This is a genomic window from Enterobacter sp. FW301-JW81, from assembly GCF_058788735.1.
The window spans coordinates 379,490-402,205 of sequence record NZ_JBYTBA010000003.1; the positions used below are offsets into that span (position 1 = coordinate 379,490).

23 protein-coding genes are annotated in these 22,716 nt (G+C 56.3%); 9 read left to right on the top strand and 14 right to left on the bottom strand.

The features are described from left to right. Window positions 1-27: 27 nt before the first annotated feature. Genes AC3WOK_RS12820 through dolP form a run of 4 tightly spaced genes read left to right on the top strand, consistent with a single transcriptional unit; the run spans window position 28 to window position 3,731 of the window. A complete protein-coding gene (locus tag AC3WOK_RS12820) occupies window positions 28-2,181 on the top strand; it encodes a penicillin-binding protein activator (RefSeq protein WP_492354631.1) in 2,154 nt (717 codons plus the stop codon). Next, a complete protein-coding gene (locus tag AC3WOK_RS12825) occupies window positions 2,139-2,534 on the top strand; it encodes a YraN family protein (RefSeq protein ID WP_023333573.1) in 396 nt (131 codons plus the stop codon). Before AC3WOK_RS12820 ends, AC3WOK_RS12825 begins: the two co-directional genes overlap by 43 nt. A gap of 21 nt (window positions 2,535-2,555) precedes the next feature. Next, window positions 2,556-3,146 carry a DnaA initiator-associating protein DiaA gene (diaA, locus tag AC3WOK_RS12830; RefSeq protein WP_003861754.1) on the top strand — a complete coding sequence of 197 codons (591 nt, stop codon included), beginning with the start codon at window positions 2,556-2,558 and terminating at the stop codon, window positions 3,144-3,146. 9 nt (window positions 3,147-3,155) lie between these two features. Further along, window positions 3,156-3,731 carry a division/outer membrane stress-associated lipid-binding lipoprotein gene (gene dolP / locus AC3WOK_RS12835; protein ID WP_008501489.1) on the top strand — a complete coding sequence of 192 codons (576 nt, stop codon included), beginning with the start codon at window positions 3,156-3,158 and terminating at the stop codon, window positions 3,729-3,731. A gap of 50 nt (window positions 3,732-3,781) precedes the next feature. Here the strand turns inward: dolP and AC3WOK_RS12840 are convergent, their stop codons facing one another. Further along, window positions 3,782-4,819 (bottom strand): permease, encoded by a 1,038-nt coding sequence (locus tag AC3WOK_RS12840; protein ID WP_492354632.1) that lies wholly within the window; start codon window positions 4,817-4,819, stop codon window positions 3,782-3,784. 40 nt (window positions 4,820-4,859) lie between these two features. Continuing rightward, the gene (locus AC3WOK_RS12845; RefSeq protein ID WP_059312184.1) at window positions 4,860-5,504 is read right to left on the bottom strand and encodes an NAD(P)H-binding protein; all 645 of its coding nucleotides are present in this window, start codon (window positions 5,502-5,504) and stop codon (window positions 4,860-4,862) included. Window positions 5,505-5,632: 128 nt separating this feature from the next. Between AC3WOK_RS12845 and AC3WOK_RS12850 the strand changes: the two genes are divergently transcribed. Continuing rightward, window positions 5,633-6,151 (top strand): type 1 glutamine amidotransferase domain-containing protein, encoded by a 519-nt coding sequence (locus AC3WOK_RS12850; protein WP_059312183.1) that lies wholly within the window; start codon window positions 5,633-5,635, stop codon window positions 6,149-6,151. Here AC3WOK_RS12850 and AC3WOK_RS12855 read toward each other — a convergent pair. Next, window positions 6,131-6,565: a YhbP family protein gene (locus AC3WOK_RS12855; protein WP_059312182.1), complete on the bottom strand. Its 435-nt coding sequence runs from the start codon at window positions 6,563-6,565 to the stop codon at window positions 6,131-6,133. The genes AC3WOK_RS12850 and AC3WOK_RS12855 overlap by 21 nt on opposite strands. Before the next feature lie 14 nt (window positions 6,566-6,579). On the opposite strand from AC3WOK_RS12855, the gene AC3WOK_RS12860 reads away from it, so the two are divergent. Continuing rightward, window positions 6,580-6,909 carry a GIY-YIG nuclease family protein gene (locus tag AC3WOK_RS12860; protein WP_023309323.1) on the top strand — a complete coding sequence of 110 codons (330 nt, stop codon included), beginning with the start codon at window positions 6,580-6,582 and terminating at the stop codon, window positions 6,907-6,909. On the opposite strand, the gene AC3WOK_RS12865 is transcribed toward AC3WOK_RS12860, so the two are convergent. Continuing rightward, window positions 6,896-7,399, bottom strand: a complete 504-nt coding sequence (locus AC3WOK_RS12865) for a GNAT family N-acetyltransferase (RefSeq protein WP_059312181.1) — start codon at window positions 7,397-7,399, stop codon at window positions 6,896-6,898. The genes AC3WOK_RS12860 and AC3WOK_RS12865 overlap by 14 nt on opposite strands. Beyond that, entirely contained in the window at window positions 7,393-7,917 is a 525-nt protein-coding gene (ubiT, locus tag AC3WOK_RS12870) for a ubiquinone anaerobic biosynthesis accessory factor UbiT (protein ID WP_059312180.1), read from the bottom strand. The genes AC3WOK_RS12865 and ubiT overlap by 7 nt, the downstream gene beginning before the upstream one ends. A 211-nt stretch (window positions 7,918-8,128) precedes the next feature. Between ubiT and ubiU the strand changes: the two genes are divergently transcribed. From ubiU to AC3WOK_RS12885, 3 genes are all read left to right on the top strand, one after another. Continuing rightward, a complete protein-coding gene (gene ubiU, locus AC3WOK_RS12875) occupies window positions 8,129-9,124 on the top strand; it encodes a ubiquinone anaerobic biosynthesis protein UbiU (protein ID WP_059312179.1) in 996 nt (331 codons plus the stop codon). Between the two features lie 7 nt (window positions 9,125-9,131). Further along, complete coding sequence (locus AC3WOK_RS12880) at window positions 9,132-10,010, top strand: U32 family peptidase (protein ID WP_059312178.1); 879 nt, start codon at window positions 9,132-9,134, stop codon at window positions 10,008-10,010. Between the two features lie 78 nt (window positions 10,011-10,088). After that, entirely contained in the window at window positions 10,089-11,096 is a 1,008-nt protein-coding gene (locus AC3WOK_RS12885; protein ID WP_059312177.1) for a luciferase-like monooxygenase, read from the top strand. Between the two features lie 96 nt (window positions 11,097-11,192). Here the strand turns inward: AC3WOK_RS12885 and mtr are convergent, their stop codons facing one another. The 9 genes from mtr to infB form a co-directional block, all read right to left on the bottom strand. Next, window positions 11,193-12,437, bottom strand: coding sequence for a tryptophan permease (mtr, locus tag AC3WOK_RS12890; RefSeq protein ID WP_059312176.1), 1,245 nt, complete (start codon window positions 12,435-12,437; stop codon window positions 11,193-11,195). A gap of 142 nt (window positions 12,438-12,579) precedes the next feature. Continuing rightward, window positions 12,580-14,469: a DEAD/DEAH family ATP-dependent RNA helicase gene (locus tag AC3WOK_RS12895; RefSeq protein WP_492354633.1), complete on the bottom strand. Its 1,890-nt coding sequence runs from the start codon at window positions 14,467-14,469 to the stop codon at window positions 12,580-12,582. Continuing rightward, entirely contained in the window at window positions 14,462-14,542 is an 81-nt protein-coding gene (yrbN, locus tag AC3WOK_RS12900; RefSeq protein ID WP_097397692.1) for a protein YrbN, read from the bottom strand. Before yrbN ends, AC3WOK_RS12895 begins: the two co-directional genes overlap by 8 nt. 107 nt (window positions 14,543-14,649) lie before the next feature. After that, complete coding sequence (gene nlpI / locus AC3WOK_RS12905; RefSeq protein WP_017693920.1) at window positions 14,650-15,534, bottom strand: lipoprotein NlpI; 885 nt, start codon at window positions 15,532-15,534, stop codon at window positions 14,650-14,652. A 108-nt stretch (window positions 15,535-15,642) separates the two neighbouring features. Beyond that, window positions 15,643-17,781, bottom strand: a complete 2,139-nt coding sequence (gene pnp / locus AC3WOK_RS12910) for a polyribonucleotide nucleotidyltransferase (protein ID WP_063429171.1) — start codon at window positions 17,779-17,781, stop codon at window positions 15,643-15,645. 242 nt (window positions 17,782-18,023) lie between these two features. Continuing rightward, the gene (gene rpsO, locus AC3WOK_RS12915) at window positions 18,024-18,293 is read right to left on the bottom strand and encodes a 30S ribosomal protein S15 (RefSeq protein ID WP_003861789.1); all 270 of its coding nucleotides are present in this window, start codon (window positions 18,291-18,293) and stop codon (window positions 18,024-18,026) included. Window positions 18,294-18,447: 154 nt separating this feature from the next. Further along, on the bottom strand, window positions 18,448-19,398 hold the full coding sequence (gene truB, locus AC3WOK_RS12920; protein ID WP_447856320.1) for a tRNA pseudouridine(55) synthase TruB: 951 nt from the start codon (window positions 19,396-19,398) through the stop codon (window positions 18,448-18,450). Continuing rightward, a complete protein-coding gene (rbfA, locus tag AC3WOK_RS12925) occupies window positions 19,398-19,802 on the bottom strand; it encodes a 30S ribosome-binding factor RbfA (RefSeq protein WP_003024988.1) in 405 nt (134 codons plus the stop codon). The genes truB and rbfA overlap by 1 nt, the downstream gene beginning before the upstream one ends. Window positions 19,803-20,014: 212 nt before the next feature. Beyond that, window positions 20,015-22,702, bottom strand: a complete 2,688-nt coding sequence (infB, locus tag AC3WOK_RS12930; protein WP_047347714.1) for a translation initiation factor IF-2 — start codon at window positions 22,700-22,702, stop codon at window positions 20,015-20,017. Between the last annotated feature and the right edge of the window lie 14 nt (window positions 22,703-22,716).

A 22,716-nucleotide genomic window follows, 5' to 3' on the forward strand; every position in this document is an offset into this window, starting at 1 on the left:
TTGCGTAAAAAAATCACTGGATACAGTATGGTACCGTTAACGTTTCTTCGAAAAAAAGCCACGCGCAGCGTGCCGCTTCTGCTGGCAGCCCTGATCTTTGCAGGCTGTGGCACCCAGGCACCTGACCAGAGCACGGCCCATCTTCAGGGTTCCGCTCAGGCTGATTCTGGCTTTTATCTGCAACAAATGTCGCAGAGTTCAAATGATACCAGGATCAACTGGCAATTACTCGCCATTCGTGCACTGCTGAAAGAGGGTAAAACCCAGCGGGCCGCCGAGCTGTTTAACCAGTTGCCGAAAGATCTTAACGACACCCAGCGTCGTGAGCAGAGCCTGCTCTCTGCCGAGCTGAAAGTCGCACTGAAAGATTACGCCGCCGCGAAGAAGACCCTCGGTGACATTGACGTGAGCGCGCTGGATAAAAATCAGCAGGCCCGCTTCTGGCAGGCGGGCATTACCGCTGAGCAGGGGCGTCCTTCGCTGACGCTGCTCCGGGCGCTCGTCGCACAAGAGCCACTGCTCGGCGGCGCGGATAAGCAGAAAAATATTGATGCCACCTGGCAAGCGCTTGCCTCTATGACCCAGGAACAGGCGCAGGCGCTGGTCATTAACGCGGATGAAAACGTTCTTCAGGGCTGGCTGGATCTGCAGCAGATGTGGTTTAACAACCGCAGCGATCCAAAGATGTTGAAAGCCGGTATTACGGACTGGCAGACGCGCTACCCGCAAAACCCGGGCGCGAAAATGCTGCCAACCCAGCTGGTGAACGTGCAGAACTTTAAGCCTGCATCCACCAGCAAAATCGCCCTGCTTCTGCCGCTCAACGGCCAGGCGGCAGTGTTTGGCCGTACCATTCAGCAGGGCTTTGAAGCGGCGAAAAACGGCACCACCTCGGTAACGGGCAGCGCGGTTCCCGCCCAGGCGGCCCAGGCGGCCAACGTGAATGACGTTGTCAGCCCTTCCGCCGCGGAGACCAGCGACCTGACCACCGCGCAAACCCCGGCGCAGGGCACGATGCAAAACCCGGTGACGGCCCCGACGACGCCTGCGGCTACTGCAGCACCTGAGACGCAGGCTCCGGCTGAGACACAGGCAGCGCCTGCACCTGACGCCCCAGCCGCACAGCCCCAGGAGACTCAACAGACTCAGCAGAAGCCTGTACAACCTGCCGCTCAACCGCAGGCCGTGGCAGCCACCAGCGCCAACCCGGGCGCTGAGTTGAAAGTCTATGACACCAGCTCGCAGCCGCTTGACCAGGTTCTGGCGCAGGTTCAGCAGGACGGTGCGAGCATCGTTGTCGGCCCGCTGCTGAAAAACAACGTTGAAGAGCTGATGAAGAGCAATACCACGCTGAACGTGCTGGCGCTCAACCAGCCTGAGCAGGTTCAGAACCGGGCCAATATTTGCTACTTCGCGCTTTCTCCTGAAGATGAGGCCCGCGATGCGGCGCGTCATATTCACGAGCAGGGTAAGCAGGCTCCGCTGCTGCTCATCCCACGCAGCACGCTTGGCGATCGCGTGGCCAATGCCTTTGCCGATGAGTGGCAGAAGCTGGGCGGCGGCGTGGTGCTGCAGCAGAAATTCGGTTCCGTCTCTGAACTGCGCGCGGGCGTAAACGGCGGAGCGGGTATCGCGCTTAACGGTAGCCCGGTGACCGCGAGCCTGCCGCAGCAGCAGGGCGTGACCATTGGCGGCCTGACGATCCCTGCCCCACCTACCGACGCGCAGATTAGCGGTGGCGGTAAAGTGGATGCGGCCTATATTGTTGCCACACCGCAGGAGATCGCCTTTATCAAACCGATGATTGCGATGCGTAACGGCAGCCAGAGTGGCGCAACGCTCTACGCCAGCTCGCGCAGCGCGCAGGGCACCGCAGGCCCTGATTTCCGTCTGGAAATGGACGGCCTGCAGTACAGTGAAATCCCTATGCTGGCTGGCAGCAATCCGGCGCTGATGCAGCAGGCGCTCAGCACGGTGCGTAACGATTACTCTCTGGCGCGTCTGTACGCGATGGGTGTCGATGCGTGGGCGCTGGCGAACCACTTTACCCAGATGCGCCAGGTGCCGGGCTTTGAGCTTAACGGCAACACCGGCGATCTGACCGCAACTCAGGACTGCGTGATCAACAGGAAGTTATCATGGCTCAAATACCAGCAGGGGCAAATCGTCCCGGCCAGTTAAGCCGTAAAGAGACCGGCGACGCGTGGGAGTTAAAAGCGCGTCGCTGGCTTGAAGGCAATGGACTGCGCTTTATCGCCGCTAACGTCCGCGGGCGCGGCGGCGAAATTGACCTGATCATGAAAGACGGTCAGGTCATTGTGTTTGTAGAAGTCCGCTTTCGACAGTCCTCCCGTTTCGGCGGTGCTGCCGCCAGCGTGACGCTCGCCAAACAACATAAATTATTACAGACTGCCCACTTGTGGCTTGCCCGCCATAATGGGAGTTTTGATACTGTGGATTGCCGGTTCGATGTGATAGCCTTCACCGGAAATGAGATCGAATGGCTTAAAAACGCTTTTGGCGAAGACGCATAATTAAGATTTAAAAGGGATAACGTGCTCGAAAGAATTAAAGTGTGCTTCACAGAAAGCATCCAGACTCAGATTGCCGCGGCGGAAGCCCTTCCGGATGCTATCTCTCGTGCCGCGATGACGCTGGTGCAATCCCTGCTCAACGGCAACAAAATCCTCTGTTGTGGCAACGGCACGTCAGCCGCCAACGCACAGCATTTTGCTGCCAGCATGATCAATCGTTTTGAAACAGAACGCCCGAGTTTACCTGCCATTGCACTTAACACCGATAATGTGGTCTTAACAGCGATTGCTAACGATCGTCTGCATGACGAAATTTACGCAAAGCAGGTGCGAGCCCTGGGTCATGCCGGAGATGTGCTGCTGGCAATCTCCACGCGCGGCAACAGCCGGGATATTGTCAAAGCCGTTGAAGCCGCCGTTACCCGCGACATGACTATCGTGGCCTTAACCGGCTATGACGGTGGCGAGCTGGCGGGTCTGCTTGGGCCGCAGGATGTGGAAATTCGCATTCCGTCTCACCGAAGCGCGCGTATTCAGGAGATGCATATGCTCACGGTGAACTGCTTATGTGATTTGATCGATAACACGCTTTTCCCTCACCAGGATGATTAAGGAGTTCTTATGAAGGCTTTATCGACCCTCGCAGTCCTTATGTCTGCATTACTGCTTCAGGGATGTATCGCTGCGGCCGTTGTGGGTACCGCCGCGGTAGGCACCAAAGCGGCAACCGATCCGCGCACTGTGGGTACACAGGTGGATGACGGTACGCTGGAGCTGCGCGTCAACAGTGCGCTGTCGAAAGACGAACAAATCAAGAAAGAAGCGCGTATCAACGTGACGGCTTATCAGGGCAAAGTGCTGCTGGCAGGCCAGGCGCCGAATATGGAACTCGCCTCTCGTGCGAAGCAAATTGCGATGGGCGTAGAAGGTACCACAGAGGTGTTTAACGAAGTGCGCCAGGGCAAACCAATTGGTTTAGGTGATGCCTCATCCGATACCTGGATCACCACCAAAGTGCGTTCCCAGCTGCTGGGCTCGGACCAGGTGAAATCCTCCAACGTGAAGGTGACGACTGAAAACGGTGAAGTATTCCTGCTGGGTCTGGTGACCGAGCGTGAAGGGAAAGCGGCGGCCGATATCGCCAGCCGTGTGAGCGGCGTGAAGCACGTCACCACCGCGTTTACTTACATCAAGTAAGCCACACCTGACTACAGGCCCGGTAAGCGCCAGCGCTACCGGGCTTTTTTTTACAGCAACGCAACACTCCCCACAATCACCCCGCTCAACGCCACCAGCCCTGCGGTGAGCCACAGCGCTTTCGCCGGGAATGATTTACGCAGCATAATGAGCGACGGCAGACTGATCGCAGGCAGAGTAATAAGCAGCGCCAGCGCAGGCGCGGTGCCCATGCCGGCCAGCATCATGGTCTGAACAATCGGAATTTCAGCAGCCGTCGGGATAACGAACAGGCAGCCTGCAACGGCCATCGCAATCACCCACATCAGCGTGTTGTCGATAGCGCCATCCGCATGCGGGAACAGCCAGACGCGCGCCGCCCCCAGCACCAGTACCGCCAGGATATAGACCGGGATGGTGCTCCAGAAAAGCTGCCATAGCGCCTTACCCCAGCGTGTGAAGAAACCGCCCTGCGGCTCGCTGACGTCCAGCTCAACTGAGGCGGGTTCTGCGTCAGTATCCTTCACCCATTTTTGCACCAGCGTCGCGACGACCAGCACGGTCAGCAGCCCGGCACCCAGACGGATGAACGCGAAATGCCAGCCCAGCACAAAGCCCATAAATACCAGCGTCGCCGGGTTGAGCAGCGGGTTGCCCATCCAGAACGCCAGCGCGCCGCCCATCGACACGCGCTGGCGGCGCATCCCTACCGCTACAGGCGCGGCGCAGCAGGAACACATCATGCCCGGCAGGGAGAAAATCGTCCCCAGCAGCGTGCCCTGAAAGCGCGGCTGCCCGAGGGTTTTCACTAGCCAGTTACGCGGAATAAGCACCTGAATCAGCGACCCCAGAATGACGCCTAACACAGCGGCTTTCCAGACGGCAAGGAAGTAGACCATGGCGTAATCCCACGCCGCCTGCAGCGGGCTGGCATTAGCCTGAGCAAGAATAGATTTTCCGATGCTGTGCGTTTCGGCAGCCGTGAAGGCTTTACCGTAGTAAGGCTGCCACTTCACATACCAGAGGCCAATAATGACCACGAGAAAGAAAAGTGCGGGCTTCCACCATTGAACAGGTGTTGCCGCCTGAGATGAAGACTGACCAGTCATAGCATTCCCCGGAGAGTATTAGGTTATTAGCCGGGGGAGTTTACGCCTCGTCCTGGGCGATTTCACGCAGTTTTGCCGAAGGGATAATGTTGACCCCTTCCTTCGAAGGGGAAAGCGCCTCTTTCAGCATCGCGCGCGCCACGTCCCGCGCCTCAACGGATTTCCAGTTTCCGGGAAGGATGCGGAACAGCGGAGCGAAAATTGACTCGTTAAAACGCCGTTCGTCGCGGTGTCCCAGCAGCATGGAGGGACGAACAATCGTCAGGTGCTCCCACTTCTGGGCAATCAGCGCCTCTTCCATTTTGCCCTTCACTTTGTTGTAGAAAAAGGGCGAGCCGGCACTGGCGCCGAGCGAGCTGACCACCAGAAAATGCCTGGCCCCCAGCCTTTTGGCCGTGAGTGCCGTATCCACCACCAGCGTGTAGTCGGCATGCACAAACGCCTCTTTACTGCCCGCCTCGCGCCGGGTCGTGCCGAGACAACAAAAGGCGATATCAATGGGATCCAGGACCTGCGCCAGCGCGTCCGTCAGCTGCGGATCGTGCGGGTTAAATACGCCGGAGACGTCCGCCAGCGGCCGACGCGTAGGCGCTGCAATGTAGTTCACGCGGCGATCCTGAATCAGCAACCGCAGCAGATGATCCCCCACCAGCCCGGTGGCGCCCGTAATCAGTACCTGACTCATCGTATCCCCTTTACAGAATTGTCCGTTTGCGAAATCGCCGTGGTCGACCACACTTAAAAGTCTGTTACAGGTAAGTATTTACCACAAGCGGAGAAAAATCAGTCTGAAGCCAAAACAACGGAGGAAGCATGGGCAAGAAAATCGCAGTCTTGATTACCGACGAGTTTGAAGATTCAGAATTCACCTCTCCCGCAGAGGCGTTCCGCAAGGCGGGACATGAGGTCATCACCATTGAGAAAGAAGCGGGTAAAACGGTGAAGGGCCATAAGGGCGAGGCCAGCGTGACCATCGACGCGAGTATCGATAACGTTAGCCCCTCCGATTTTGACGCCCTACTGTTACCGGGCGGCCATTCGCCGGATTCCCTGCGCGGGGACGAGCGTTTCGTGACCTTCACCCGGGACTTTGTCTCTACCGGCAAACCGGTCTTTGCCATCTGTCACGGCCCGCAGCTGCTGATCAGCGCGGAGGTTGTCCGCGGGCGTAAGCTCACGGCCGTGAAGCCGATCGTTATCGATCTGAAAAACGCGGGAGCCGAGTTTTACGATCAGGAAGTGGTCAACGACAAAGATCAGCTGATCACCAGCCGGACCCCGGACGATCTCCCGGCGTTTAACCGCGAAGCGCTACGCCTGCTCGGCGCGTAACCAGTGCAGCTTCTTGCCAAAGCCCAGGGTGTTGTCGGTAAATTTCAGCTCATCGAGGCGGATTTCCCACACTGGGGCTTTTAGCGCAGCAGCAACCGGAAAGCGGCGCGTGTAGTGCTTACGACGCGCGTCGCTCTCTTCTCCGTCCAGACGACGGATCTCCCCTTGAAACTGCACCCCACGGATCAGCGCGACCGTTTTAGGCTGGCCATTCACCGTGCCCGCCACCTTTGCCTGCTGGCCGGTCATCTGCGCATGACGCGTTTTATCTTCGCTCATGACGTAAAACGCGACGCGCTCGGGGTCGTAGTAATAAAACGCGTTTGCACACCACATCTCACCCTCGCTGTACACGCACCAGGTGACGACATGCTGCTTCGCCAGCCAGCGGTTAATGGCGGCCAGTGTTTCCATTTTCGTTCTCTCTCATGCTATGGTGCGTTCACCTTAACATACTGAATCCGTTTACCGTGTGCTGGTTTCTCTATCTTGTCCGAACCGCTGATAACGCTCTCTACACCGGGATCACCACCGATGTGGCGCGGCGTTTTTTACAGCATCAAACGGGGAAAGGGGCGAAGGCGCTGCGGGGAAAAGGGGAACTGCAGCTGGCATTTTCAGCCGCCGTGGGCGACAGATCGCTGGCGCTCAGGCTGGAATACCGAATCAAGCAGCTGACGAAGCGCCAGAAAGAGCGCCTCGTGACCGGAGACGGCTCCTTTGAGGCGCTACGCGAGAGCCTGATTAAAAGCGATTGAAATGGTCGTGGTACTCTACCAGACCATTCACGCCGTTTAGCGCGTCGTCCGCCAGACGATGCACCTGGAAGGCGGATTCCGTCCCCGGCCAGCGGCAGCGGAGATCGTAATGGGCGGCCTGCTCAAAGCCTAAACGGCCATAGAACGCCGGATCGCCCAGCGTGACAACGGCCGCATAACCGAACTCATTGAGCGAATCCAGCCCTTCATAGACCAGCTGGCGCGCCAGTCCCTGCCCGCGATAGCTTTCATCCACCGCCAGTGGCGCCATTCCTACCCACTGGAGCTCTTCGCCCTGAACGGTTACCGGACTGAAGGCAACATAGCCCACCACCTGACCTTCGTCATCGGTGGCAACCAGCCCCAGCGTTATCAGGCCGTCTTCGCGAAGATCGTGGACCAGTTGGGCTTCGGCATCGCTCTCAAAGGCGCGGCGCAGCAGCGCATCGATCCCCGGTGCATCAATCCCAATTTCGACTCGAATCAGCATGGCTCACCTACTGAAGTGTATTTACCGTCCGGCGGGGTTTTCAGCCCGGCCTCAACGAAATCTGCCATTTGCATTAACATCACGCGCAGCGCTTTCGGCATCTGCTCCAGCTCAATGGCATCCATTAAATTCTTAACGTACAGGCCAAGCTCCGTATCGCCTTCAATCACCAGACGGCGCTGGAAGAAGAGCGTGTCCGGGTCTTGCTTGCGCGCGGCGATCATCAGCAGATCGCTGGCGTTGGCGCTAAAGCTCACATCCGCGTCGGCGGATTCACGTACGATCAGCTGGTCATTCTCAACGGAGGTAAACCAGCGCAGCCCGATGTCGCGCACCTCAATGCTTAACCAGCGGCCTTCCAGGAATTCCAGCTCGCCATCCTGCAGCGCCTGACGAAACTGCCAGGTCAGGACCTGCTCCAGCACCTGGCGTTTAAGCGCGAACGGCGCCAGCTTTACCGGCACGCTCAGCATTGATGGACCAAATTGTACGAGACGTGAACGCAGTTTATCCAGCACGAGCTTTACTCCCTGATATCTATAGTCCTGCTATTTTGCCATATCCGAAGGACAACATAGCGGCGTAAATCAACAAACCGTCCTCCGGGGTACCTCATTATTGGTGTCATCAATACGCCATTAGCTGCCTTAAATCAAAAATTGTCGCGTATGGGTTAATTAAAATCCCAGCTCGTTAACAATTTTGCGATCGACTACATCAGGATAAATTATGGAGCTGCTCTGCCCTGCCGGAAACCTTCCGGCGCTTAAGGCGGCCATCGAAAATGGGGCCGATGCGGTCTATATCGGGCTGAAGGATGATACCAACGCCCGCCATTTTGCTGGCCTCAACTTTACGGAGAAAAAGCTTCAGGAAGCCGTTAACTTCGTTCACCAGCACCGCCGCAAACTGCATATCGCCATCAACACCTTTGCCCATCCTGACGGCTACGCCCGCTGGCAGCGCGCGGTGGATATGGCAGCACAGCTGGGGGCCGATGCGCTGATCCTGGCCGATCTCGCCATGCTTGAGTATGCGTCAGAACGCTATCCCCATATTGAGCGCCACGTCTCTGTTCAGGCATCCGCCACCAACGAAGAGGCCGTACGTTTTTATCATCAACACTTTGACGTGGCCCGCGTGGTGCTGCCGCGCGTTCTCTCTATTCATCAGGTTAAGCAACTCGCGCGCGTCACGCCAGTGCCGCTGGAAGTTTTCGCCTTCGGCAGCCTGTGCATCATGGCCGAAGGCCGCTGCTACCTCTCCTCTTATTTAACCGGGGAATCGCCTAATACCGTCGGAGCCTGCTCCCCTGCCCGCTTTGTCCGCTGGCAGCAAACGCCGCAGGGGCTGGAATCTCGCCTGAATGAGGTGCTGATCGACCGCTATCAGGACGGTGAAAACGCCGGTTATCCAACCCTGTGTAAAGGCCGCTATCTGGTCGACGGCGAGCGCTACCACGCGCTGGAAGAGCCCACCAGCCTCAACACGCTGGAGCTGCTGCCGGAACTGCTGGCGGCCAATATTGCCTCGGTGAAAATCGAAGGTCGTCAGCGCAGCCCGGCCTACGTGAGCCAGGTAGCGAAAGTCTGGCGTCAGGCCATTGACCGCTGCATGGCGGATCCGCAGAACTACGCCCCGCAGCCGGCGTGGATGGAGACGCTTGGGTCGATGTCCGAAGGCACGCAAACCACGCTGGGCGCGTATCACCGTAAATGGCAGTGAGATAATCATGAAATATTCATTAGGGCCGGTGCTCTACTACTGGCCAAAAGAGACGCTGGAAGATTTTTACCAACAGGCCGCCGCCAGCAGCGCCGATGTGATTTACCTCGGCGAAGCGGTATGCAGCAAGCGCCGCGCCACCAAAGTAGGCGACTGGCTGGATATGGCGAAAACCCTCGCCGGAAGCGGCAAGCAGGTGGTGCTTTCGACGCTCGCGCTGGTTCAGGCCTCTTCCGAACTGGGCGAGCTAAAACGCTACGTGGAGAACGGCGAATTCCTGCTGGAAGCGAGCGATCTCGGTGTGGTGAACATGTGCGCTGAACGCAAACTGCCGTTTGTCGCGGGCCATGCCCTGAACTGCTATAACGCCGTGACCCTGCGCCTGCTGCTTAAGCAGGGGATGATGCGCTGGTGCATGCCGGTTGAACTCTCCCGCGACTGGCTGGCAAACCTGCTGAATCAGTGCGACGAGCTGGGTATTCGCAATCAGTTTGAAGTGGAAGTGCTGAGCTACGGGCATCTGCCGCTGGCCTACTCCGCCCGCTGCTTTACCGCACGCTCGGAAGACCGCCCGAAAGACGAATGCGAAACCTGCTGCATCAAGTACCCGAACGGGCGCAGCATGCTGTCGCAGGAAAACCAGCAGGTGTTTGTCCTGAACGGCATACAGACCATGAGCGGCTATGTCTATAACCTCGGCAACGAGCTGGCGTCGATGGACGGGCTGGTGGATATGGTGCGTTTGTCGCCGCTGGATACCGGCGTGTTCGCGATGCTGGACGCCTTCCGCGCCAATGAAAACGGCGCCGCTCCGCTGCCGCTGCAGGCTAACAGCGACTGCAACGGCTACTGGAAACGTCTCGCCGGGCTGGAGCTACAGGCATAAAAAAGGCTCACTTTGTTAACAACGGTTATGATTTTTTAATGCAATATTAAAGATTCACCGTCGACAAAGTGAGCTGTTATGACCGACAAAACCATTCCGTTTTCGGTGCTGGATCTGGCGCCGATCCCACAAGGCTCCTCGGCAAGAGAGGCCTTTTCCCACTCTCTGGATCTTGCACGTCTGGCTGAAAAGCGCGGCTATTACCGCTACTGGCTGGCCGAGCACCACAACATGGTGGGCATCGCCAGCGCCGCGACCTCGGTTCTGATCGGCTATCTGGCGGCAAATACCACTACCCTGCACCTGGGCTCCGGCGGAGTGATGCTGCCGAACCACGCCCCGCTGGTGATTGCCGAGCAGTTTGGCACGCTGAATACGCTCTATCCAGGCCGTATAGATTTAGGGCTTGGTCGTGCGCCGGGCAGCGATCAGCCAACCATGCGCGCCCTGCGCCGCCATATGAGCGGCGATATCGATAACTTCCCGCGCGACGTGGCCGAGCTGGTGGACTGGTTCGACGCGCGCGATCCTAACCCGCACGTGCGCCCGGTGCCGGGCTACGGTGAGAAGATCCCGGTTTGGTTGTTGGGATCAAGCCTGTATAGCGCCCAGCTCGCCGCACAGCTGGGGCTGCCGTTCGCGTTCGCCTCACACTTCGCACCGGATATGCTGCATCAGGCGCTGCATCTCTACCGCACGAACTTCAAACCCTCCGAACGGCTGGAGAAACCGTACGCGATGGTGTGTATCAACATCATTGCTGCTGATAGCAATCGCGATGCGGAATTCCTGTTTACCTCCATGCAGCAGGCGTTTGTGAAGCTGCGTCGCGGTGAGACGGGCCAGCTTCCGCCGCCGGTGGAGAATATGCACCAGCTGTGGTCAGCCTCCGAGCAGTATGGCGTTCAACAGGCGCTGAGCATGTCGCTGGTGGGTGATAAAGCGAAGGTGCGTCACGGGCTTGAAGCGGTGCTGCGCGAGACGCAGGCCGATGAGATTATGGTTAACGGCCAGATTTTCGATCACCAGGCGCGTTTGCACTCGTTTGAGCTGGCGATGCAGGTGAAAGAGGAGTTGGTGGGGTAGTTTTTTTGCCGGATGGCGGCTTCGCCTTATCCGGCCTACGGTTTTCTCCCTCTCCCTTCGGGAGAGGGGCGGGGTGAGGGAATCAGGCCGCACGGTTTAATGGTAAACAGGCAACAGGTTAAAACTCGACAGCACGTGGACCAGCGCGTTACCAACACCAAACACCAGTATCAGTGCAATCATCGGCTTGCCGCCCCAGACGCGGAATTTTGGGCTGCCGAAGCGTTTACGTGATTTACGGGCCAGCAGCGCCGGCACAATTGCCGCCCAGATGGTCGCCGCCAGTCCGGCATAGCCGATGGCGTACAGGAAACCGTTCGGCCACAGCAGGCCGCCCACAATCGGTGGCAGGAAGGTCAGCAGCGCGGTTTTGAAGCGCCCCATCGCAGAATCATCAAAGCCAAACAGATCCGCCAGATAGTCAAACAGGCCCAGCGTCACCCCGAGGAAAGAGCTCGCTACCGCAAAGTTGGAGAACACCACCAGCAGCAGATCCAGACTGCGGCTGTTCAACACGCCGCTCAGCGCCTGCACCAGCACATCGATATTCCCGCCCTTCTGCGCAATGCCGATAAATTCCGGGCGCGGGATGTTGCCCATTGTCCCAAGCAGCCAGATGACGTACAGCCCCAGCGCCAGCAGCGTACCGTAGACCAGGCACTTCACAATGGTGCGCGGATCCTTGCCGTAGTATTTCATCAGGCTCGGCACGTTCCCATGGTAGCCAAACGACGCCAGGCAGAACGGCAGCGTCATCAACAGATACGGCGTGTAGGAAGTATTCACTTCGGCGACGTTAAACAGCGTTGCCGGCGTTACGTGCCCCAGCAGGCTGCCGAACGTCAGGAAGAAGGTGATAACCTTTGCACCCAGTACGATGGCCGTCATCCGGCTCACCGCTTTGGTACTCATCCAGACGATAAACGCCACGCCCAGCGCAAAGCACAATCCCGCCAGACGCGCCGGAACGTTCAGCGACATCTCCGAGAAGGTGTGATGCAGAATCGAGCCGCTCGCCGAAATATACGCATAGGTCAGGATATAGAGCACAAACGCGATGGAGAGGCCATTCACCAGGTTCCAGCCTTTGCCCAGCAGATCTTTGGTGATGGTGTCGAAGCTGGAGCCAATGCGGTAGTTCAGGTTGGCTTCGAGGATCATCAGCCCGGAATGGAGCATGCAGAACCAGGTAAAGACCAGCGCGGCCAGCGACCAGAAGAACCACGCACCGGACATGACCACGGGCAGGGAAAACATCCCGGCACCAATGATGGTTCCGCCGATGATCACCACGCCGCCAAGCAGCGAAGGTGACGTTTGGGTGGTCGTTAGTGTCGCCATACAGCCTTATCTCCAGTCAAAAATGTGGTTCTGCATTTTAATGTGACGCACTGTACCAGTACAAGAGTACAAAAGGAATAAAAAAAGCCCCGATAGCATGTATCGGGGCTGTATATTTTACTTTACGTCAGTTGCGTAAGGCTTACGCGTCACGGCGACGGCTGGTGCCTTCTTCACGGCGCGGGCCACGATTTTCGCGGCGCTCGCCGGAGAAACGACGACCTTCACCACCGCGGCCTTCGCTGCGACCGCCTTCACGACGTTCGCCACCGAAGCTGCGACCACCGCCACGACGTTCACCGCCGCGGTCAGGGCGTGGCTGTGCATCGCCCATCAGCTGCATGTTCATCGGCTTGTTCAGGATGCGGGTACGCGTAAAGTGCTGCAGCACTTCACCCGGCATGCCTTTTGGCAGTTCGATGGTGGAGTGGGATGCGAACAGCTTGATGTTACCAATGTAACGGCTGCTGATGTCGCCTTCGTTAGCGATCGCGCCAACGATGTGACGAACTTCAACGCCATCATCACGGCCCACTTCAATGCGGTACAGCTCCATGTCACCCGCGTCACGGCGTTCGCGACGTGGACGGTCTTCACCACCACGCTCTGGACGGTCACCACGTGGGCCACGGTCATTACGGTCGCCACGACGTTCGAAGCGATCGTCACGGTCACGGAATTCACGCTTAGGACGCATTGGCGCATCTGGTGGTACGATCAGGCTACGTTCGCCCTGAGCCATTTTCAGCAGTGCTGCAGCCAGGGTTTCCATGTCCAGCTCTTCGCCTTCAGCGGTAGGCTGAATCTGCGACAGCAGTGCACGGTACTGATCCAGATCGCTGCTTTCCAGCTGCTGCTGTACTTTCGCGGCGAATTTTTCCAGACGGCGTTTGCCCAGCAGATCTGCGTTTGGCAGGTCAGCTTCTGGAATGGTCAGCTTCATGGTGCGTTCGATGTTACGCAGCAGACGACGCTCGCGGTTCTCAACGAACAGCAGCGCACGGCCAGCACGACCCGCACGACCGGTACGACCGATACGGTGAACGTAAGACTCTGAATCCATCGGGATGTCGTAGTTAACAACCAGGCTGATACGCTCAACGTCCAGGCCACGTGCTGCCACGTCGGTTGCAATCAGGATATCCAGACGACCGTCTTTCAGACGCTCCAGAGTCTGCTCACGCAGGGCCTGGTTCATGTCGCCGTTCAGCGCTGCGCTGTTGTAACCGCTGCGCTCCAGCGCTTCAGCCACTTCCAGGGTCGCGTTTTTGGTACGAACGAAGATAATCGCCGCATCAAAATCTTCCGCTTCCAGGAAACGTACCAGCGCTTCGTTTTTACGCATGCCGTACACAGACCAGTAGCTCTGGCTGATGTCCGGGCGAGTGGTCACGCTTGACTGAATGCGCACTTCCTGCGGCTCTTTCATGAAGCGGCGGGTAATGCGACGGATAGCTTCTGGCATGGTTGCAGAGAACAGCGCGGTCTGATGACCGTCCGGGATCTGCGCCATGATGGTTTCAACGTCTTCGATGAAGCCCATACGCAGCATTTCGTCTGCTTCATCCAGCACCAGACCGCTCAGTTTAGAGAGATCCAGCGTACCGCGCTTCAGGTGATCCAGCAGACGGCCCGGCGTACCGACAACAATCTGTGGGCCCTGACGCAGGGCGCGTAACTGCACGTCATAACGCTGGCCGCCGTACAGGGCTACCACGTTTACGCCGCGCATATGTTTAGAGAATTCCGTCATGGCTTCTGCAACCTGAACAGCCAGTTCACGGGTTGGAGCCAGGACGAGGATCTGCGGTGCACGCAGGTCCGGATCAATGTTGTTCAGCAGCGGCAGCGAGAATGCTGCAGTTTTACCGCTACCAGTCTGGGCCATGCCCAGCACGTCACGACCAGAGAGCAGGTGTGGGATACACTCAGCCTGGATCGGAGATGGTTTTTCGTAACCCAGATCGTTAAGGGCTTCAAGGATAGGAGCCTTCAGGCCCAGATCTGCAAAAGTGGTTTCGAATTCAGCCATGTAGTACAAGTGCCTCGATATTAATGGCGGCCAGTCTACTTAGCTCATCGTGAAAATGATTAGCAATTTTCATTGAAAAGTGTGAACCGGCTCAAAGTAGGTGTATTGACGAACAACAACGCCCTCACCAGTTAAGATGATGGCAATCAAAAGATTACGGGCTGATGTCTATGTCGTCAGCTATTGCTGGTCCGATTCTGCCAGGTCGTCTTGCTCCTGGCCCAAGAGCGATAATTCCAACAATGCATAACGGTGCTCAACGAAGTTGTGTACGTTGTTAGCAACCGCTAATTTGAACAGTGCCGTAGCGCTGTCCATATCCCCCAGACTTAGGTAGTACTTACCTAAATAGAAGTTGGTTTCACTGAGATGCTCAGCGAGCGAGGTGTTATCCGTTGCGTCCGCCTTGAGGCGTTCCATCAGCGTTGCTTCGCTAATGTTGCCCAGGTAGAACTCGACAATGTTCCATCCCCACTGTTCCTTGTCCGATTTATCGAAGCGCTGTTTCAGTGCCTCTTTTGCCTGCTTCTCATCGAGCTTCTGCTCAACGATGTAAAGCCACAGGCTACGGAAAGGATCATTAGGATCGTCTTGATAAAACGCCAGCAGATCATCTTGCGCTAACTTATCACGACCGCCGTAATACAAGGCGATACCGCGATTCAAGTGCGCGTAGTTGTAAGTTGGATCAAGCTCAAGTACAGAATCAAACGCTTCATAGGCAGCATCAAAATTGCCTGCCTGCGTTAAATAAATGCCTAAGTAATTGAATACTTCAGGCATATCAGGTCGGATAGCCAGCGCTTGTGAAAAATCATTTCGCGCTAATGCCCTCAGACCGAGACTATCATACAACACTCCGCGCTCATATAAAAGCTGTGCGCGTTCGTCATCGGTTAAAGCCCGACTGGCAAGTATTTGTTCCATGCGTGCCAGGATCACTTCCTGCTGCAAAGTCGGTTGCAATGGCACTGCGAGGACTTCGCTCTTACGCCAGGCAGAGTTGCTGCATCCTGCCAGCGTTAAAGCTGTCGCAACGAAACACCAGCGCAAAAAAGGCTTCATTTCCCACTCCCGAAGACAACAATTGGATGAACGTCCTGTCCCCCGGCGGCTTAACAAGGCGTCCTGCCTGATAATAGGCCCTCCGCAAAGCGGAGGGCAAATTGCAACTTACTCGCCTTGCTGTTCTGCTGCCTGTGCTTCTGGCGCAGCAGCTGGCTGAGACTGCTCGGTTGCTTCTTTAATGCTCAGACGGATGCGGCCCTGGCGATCAACTTCCAGAACTTTAACCGGTACTTCCTGACCCATCTGCAGGTAATCAGTCACTTTCTCAACACGCTTATCAGCGATCTGAGAGATGTGGACCAGACCTTCTTTACCGCCACCGATGGCAACGAACGCGCCAAAGTCAACGATACGGGTCACTTTACCTGCGTAGACGCGGCCCACTTCGATTTCTGCAGTGATTTCTTCGATACGACGAATGGCGAATTTCGCTTTCTCGCCGTCGGTTGCTGCGATTTTCACAGTACCGTCATCTTCGATTTCGATAGTGGTGCCAGTCTCTTCGGTCAGCGCACGGATGACGGAACCGCCCTTACCGATAACATCTTTGATCTTGTCTGGATTGATCTTGATGGTGTGGATACGCGGTGCGAACTGGGAAATGTCGCCGCGTGGCGCATTAATCGCCTGTTCCATCACGCCCAGGATGTGCAGACGCGCACCTTTAGCCTGGTTCAGAGCAACCTGCATGATCTCTTTGGTGATACCTTCAATTTTGATATCCATCTGCAGAGCAGAGATACCGTCGCGGGAACCCGCCACTTTGAAGTCCATATCGCCCAGGTGGTCTTCGTCGCCCAGAATGTCAGACAGAACAACATAGTTGTCGCCTTCTTTCACCAGGCCCATTGCGATACCCGCAACAGCGGCTTTGATCGGCACGCCTGCATCCATCAGCGCCAGAGATGCGCCACACACGGAAGCCATGGAAGAAGAACCGTTGGATTCGGTGATTTCAGAAACCACACGAACGGTGTACGGGAATTTATCCGCTTCTGGCATCACTGCCAGCACGCCGCGCTTCGCCAGACGACCGTGACCAATTTCACGACGCTTAGGCGAACCTACCATACCGGTTTCACCTACGGAGTACGGAGGGAAGTTATAGTGGAACAGGAAGCTGTCAGTACGCTCGCCCATCAGTTCGTCGATGTTCTGTGCATCACGCGCGGTACCCAGCGTTGCAGTAACCAGCGCCTGCGTTTCGCCACGGGTGAACAGTGCAGAACCGTGAGTACGTGGCAGTACGCCAGTGCGCACATCCAGACCACGGATCATGTCTTTTTCACGGCCATCGATACGCGGCTCGCCTGCCAGAACGCGGCTACGAACAACGTTTTTCTCGATTGCGTGCAGAATTTCGCTCAGCTCGTTAGCATCCAGCGCTTCGTCTTCAGCAACCAGCGTCGCGATAGTTTCAGACTTGATCACGTCAACCTGAGCATAACGCTCTTGTTTGTCAGTGATACGGTATGCATCGCTCAGGCGAGATTCTGCCAGTGCAGCAACGCGTGCGTTCAGCGCGTCGTTTACCGCTTCTGGCTGCCAGTCCCAACGTGGTTTACCGGCTTCTTTCACCAGGTCGTTGATGTTCTGGATAACAACCTGCTGCTGATCGTGGCCAAAGACCACAGCGCCCAGCATCTGGTCTTCGCTAAGGAGTTCAGCTTCGGATTCAACCATCAGCACAGCGGCTTCAGTGCCCGCAACAACCAGGTCCAGCTTACTTTCTTTCAGCTCTTCCTGGGTTGGGTTCAGCACATACTGGTCGTTGATGTAGCCAACGCGCGCTGCACCGATTGGGCCATTGAATGGAATACCAGACAGTGACAGGGCAGCAGAGGCACCGATCATCGCCACGATGTCCGGGTTAACCTGTGGGTTAACGGAAACAACGGTCGCAATAACCTGCACTTCGTTAACGAAGCCTTCCGGGAACAGCGGACGAACCGGGCGGTCAATCAGACGCGCGATCAGGGTTTCGCCTTCGCTTGGACGGCCTTCACGACGGAAGAAACCACCCGGGATTTTACCGGCAGCGTAGGTACGCTCCTGGTAGTTAACGGTCAGCGGGAAGAAGTCCTGACCTGGTTTAGCTTTTTTCTGGCCAACTACGGTAACGAATACCGCAGTGTCATCCATGCTTACCATAACGGCAGCAGTAGCCTGACGTGCCATCATGCCGGTTTCCAGCGTGACGGTATGTTGACCATACTGGAATTTACGAACGATCGGATTCAGCAAAGTTCTGTCCTTTCTTAAATGTTTGACAGCACACCACCGGTGTGCTGTCGATTTAACCCGACCTTCTTCGCATCCTCGCGACTAATGACAACCAACACCCCCATGGGTGAAGCCTCTCATTAGCCGCGCGAACCTCTGCAATGAAGATCATTTATAGCAACAATACAATAGTTTCCAGTGAATTGCTGCCGTCTGGTTGAAAAAAGGGGCCATCAGGCCCCCTTTTCTGAAACTCGCAAGACTTAGCGACGCAGACCCAGACGCTCGATCAGCGCGGTGTAGCGTGCAACATCTTTACGTTTCAGGTAGTCGAGCAGTTTACGACGCTGAGAAACCATACGCAGCAGACCACGACGGCTGTGGTGATCTTTTTTGTGCTCTGCAAAGTGACCCTGCAGGTGGTTAATCTGTGCAGTCAGCAGTGCAACCTGAACTTCGGTAGAACCGCTGTCGTTAGTACCACGACCAAACTCAGAAACGATTTTAGCTTTAGCTTCAACGCTTAGAGACATTTTCAAACTCCAAAGTATAAAGAATGTAAGGATGCCGATCTCTAATTCAGCAATCCAATGTACGCCCCGCAGATTGTTAAACAATTTACCAGGCGTTAAGCGGCGATATTCTACTCGTCTCCCCTGCTTATCGCAAGGTGAGCCGTTATCGCCATCACGCTTCGACCGGATATTCGACGACCAGACGACGCGGCGCAACGCGCCCTTCGCCATCCATTTCGCCCATCCCGATGAACTTACCTTCGTCACCTTCGGTGACGCGGACCAGCCCTTCCAGCGGCGCTTCCGTCGTACGAACCGGATTGCCGTTCTTAAAGTAAACGGACGATGTAAAAGGAAGATTAACCACCGGAAAGTCTGCTGCCGGACTGTCCATCGGCATCAGCAAGGGATCGAGCAAATCTGCCGATGCAATCCCCTGCGATTCCGCCTGTTCAACCAGCTCGCGCAGCTGTTCCAGGGTCACCATCCGCTCGACCGGGTACTTGCTCACCGCCAGTCGGCGCAGGTAAATCACATGCGCGCCGCAGCCCAGCTTTTCCCCGAGGTCGTCGATAATGGTGCGAATATACGTCCCTTTAGAACAGTGAACTTCCAGCTCCAGCTCGTCACCCTCGTGGCGAATAAAGAGCAGCTCATACACGGTTATCGGGCGGGCTTCACGCGGGACTTCAATGCCCTGACGCGCATATTCGTAGAGTTTTTTGCCCTGATATTTCAGCGCCGAATACATCGACGGCACCTGCATCGTGTCCCCGCGGAAGCTCTCCAGCGCCGCATCAAGCTGTTCAGGGCTGAACGTCACCGGGCGTTCTTCCACCACCTGGCCATCCGCATCGGAGGTATCCGTGCGCTGGCCCAGTTTAGCAATGACGCGATAACGCTTATCGGAGTCGAGCAGGTACTGGGAAAACTTTGTTGCCTCTCCCAGACAGACCGGCAGCATACCGGTTGCCAGCGGATCGAGCGCGCCGGTGTGGCCCGCACGGTTGGCGTTAAAAATACGCTTAACTTTTTGCAGCACGTCGTTGCTGGATGCGCCCTGCGGTTTATCCAGCAGCAGTACGCCATGCACGTCGCGACCGCGACGACGAGGACGACTCATCAGTCCTCCTTGCTGTCGTCCGCCGGGTTAACACGACGCTCATCGTCATGTTTAACCACGCTGGTCACCAGGTTGGACATGCGCATACCTTCGACCAGCGAGTTGTCGTAGAAGAAGGTCAGTTCAGGCACGATACGCAGGCGCATCGCTTTGCCGAGCAGAGAGCGGATGAAACCAGAGGCTTCCTGCAGCGCTTTAATGCCGTTTTTCACCGCGGCTTCGTCCTGATCGTTCAGGAAAGTCACGAACACTTTGGCATAAGCCAGATCGCGGGACATCTCAACGCCAGACACGGTGGTCATCATACCAACGCGTGGGTCTTTGATTTCACGTTGCAGAATGAGTGCGATCTCTTTCTGCATTTCCTGCGCTACGCGCTGTGGGCGACCAAATTCTTTCGCCATAATAAATTCTCCAGACAAAAAAGGGGCTAAAGCCCCTTTTTGAAATTATTGCCGGGTGGCGCTTCGCTTACCCGGCCTACGCTAGTTAATCTTCTAAGGATTTTGGGTTGCAACAAGGCGGCAAGCTCGTGAATCCCCGGGAGCATAGATAACTATGTGACCGGGGTGAACGAGCGCAGCCAACGCAGTAGCGGCCCAAAAGCCGACGAAGATTAAGCGATGGTACGCTGAATTTCGATGATCTCGAACACTTCGATCATATCGCCAACGCGAACGTCGTTGTAGTTCTTCACGCCGATACCACATTCCATGCCGTTACGAACTTCGTTAACGTCATCTTTGAAGCGGCGCAGAGATTCCAGCTCACCTTCGTAGATAACCACGTTGTCACGCAGGACGCGGATTGGGTTGTGACGTTTGATGGTACCTTCGGTAACCATACAGCCCGCGATCGCACCGAATTTCGGTGATTTGAACACGTCACGCACTTCAGCCAGACCGATGATCTGCTGTTTCAGCTCTGGCGACAGCATGCCGCTCATTGCTGCTTTCACTTCGTCAATCAGGTTATAGATGACGGAGTAGTAACGCAGATCCAGACTTTCAGCGTCGATAACTTTACGCGCAGAGGCGTCAGCACGAACGTTGAAGCCAACCAGGATAGCGTTAGAGGCAGCAGCCAGGGTGGCGTCGGTTTCGGTGATACCACCTACGCCAGAACCGATGATCTTCACTTTAACTTCGTCGGTAGACAGTTTCAGCAAGGAGTCGGAGATCGCTTCCACAGAACCCTGAACGTCGGCTTTCAGGACAACGTTCACTTCGTGAACTTCACCCTCGGTCATGTTAGCAAACATGTTCTCGAGTTTAGATTTCTGCTGACGAGCCAGTTTAACTTCGCGGAATTTGCCCTGACGATACAGTGCCACTTCACGCGCTTTCTTCTCGTCACGCACCACGGTCACTTCATCACCGGCAGCCGGAACACCGGACAGACCCAGGATTTCAACTGGAATGGACGGACCCGCTTCCAGCACTTCCTGACCCAGTTCGTTACGCATCGCACGAACGCGGCCGTATTCGAAGCCACACAGAACGATGTCGCCTTTGTTCAGCGTGCCTTCGCGAACCAGAACAGTAGCAACCGGACCACGACCTTTATCCAGGAAGGATTCGATCACCGCGCCGCTCGCCATACCGTTACGGATAGCTTTCAGCTCCAGAACTTCAGCCTGCAGCAGGATAGCGTTCAGCAGGTCGTCAATACCGGTACCCGCTTTAGCAGATACTGGGATGAACTGCGCTTCACCGCCCCACTCTTCCGGCATAACGCCGTACTGGGACAGTTCGTTCTTCACGCGGTCCATATCAGCTTCTGGCTTATCGATTTTGTTGACTGCAACAACCAGAGGCACCTGCGCCGCTTTCGCGTGCTGAATAGCTTCGATGGTCTGTGGCATCACGCCGTCGTCTGCAGCAACAACCAGTACAACGATATCCGTTGCCTGAGCACCACGAGCACGCATTGAGGTAAACGCTGCGTGGCCTGGGGTATCCAGGAAGGTGATCATGCCGTTTTCTGTTTCTACGTGGTAAGCACCGATGTGCTGGGTAATACCACCCGCTTCACCAGAGGCAACCTTCGTAGAACGAATGTAGTCGAGCAGAGAGGTTTTACCGTGGTCAACGTGACCCATGATGGTCACAACAGGTGCACGCGGTTCAGCCGCTGCGCCTGTGTCACGGTCGCTCATTACCGCTTCTTCCAGCTCGTTTTCACGACGCAGGATAACTTTGTGGCCCATCTCTTCAGCAACCAGCTGTGCGGTTTCCTGGTCGATGACCTGGTTGATGGTTGCCATAGCGCCCAGCTTCATCATCGCTTTGATGACCTGAGAGCCTTTAACGGCCATCTTGTTCGCCAGATCGCCAACGGTGATGGTTTCGCCAATCACAACGTCACGGTTAACGGCCTGAGCAGGCTTCTGGAAGCCCTGCTGCAGAGCGGAACCTTTACGCTTACCGCCTTTACCACCGCGAACGGCTGCGCGTGCTTCTTCACGGTCAGCTTTGGATTCAGCGTGCTTGTTGCCTTTTTTCGCCGGGCGTGCAGCTTTGGTGCTGCGAGTACGGCTGCGGCCACCTTCAACCTCACGGTCGTTGTCATCTTCAGCCTGACGCGCATGCTGAGAAGTGGTCACGTGATAGTCGCTGGTATCTTCAGTCGTTTCAGCGACATTCACACCGTTCTTCTCGTTTTCTTCTGCCATACGGCGCGCTTCTTCGGCCACGCGGCGAGCTTCTTCTTCCAGCTTACGGCGGGCTTCTTCTTCCGCTTTACGCTTCAGCTCGGCAGCTTCATTTTCACGGCGGGCTTTTTCAGCCTGGGCGGTTTTTGTCATTTCGTCTGTCTGTTGATTGCTCACTTTGTCTTTTTCCGCAGCGTCACGCTTCGCTTTATCACTTGCGTCGCGTTTCGCTTTTTCTGCGGCCTCACGTTCAGCTTTTAATTCTGCTTCACGTTTAGCGGTTGCTTCCGCCTCACGCTGAGCTTGTTCTTCCGCTTCACGCTGTGCCTGCTCTTCCGCGGCAAGGCGTTCTGCCTCTTGCGGATCACGTTTTACAAAGGTGCGCGTCTTGCGGACTTCAATTTGTACCGATTTGCTTTTGCCACCGGTACCAGGGATGTTTAACGTGCTGCGCGTTTTGCGCTGCAGCGTTAACTTGTCAGGCGTAGAACCGTGTTCGCGGTTCAGGTGCGTTAACAAGGTTTGTTTTTCTTGCGCGGTCACCGAGTCATCAGCGGACTTCGGGATCCCTGCATCAGCAAATTGCTGTACCAGGCGGTCCACGGAGGTCTGAATCTCAGCAGCCAGCGATTTTACAGTTACATCAGTCATGCTGTTCCTTCCTG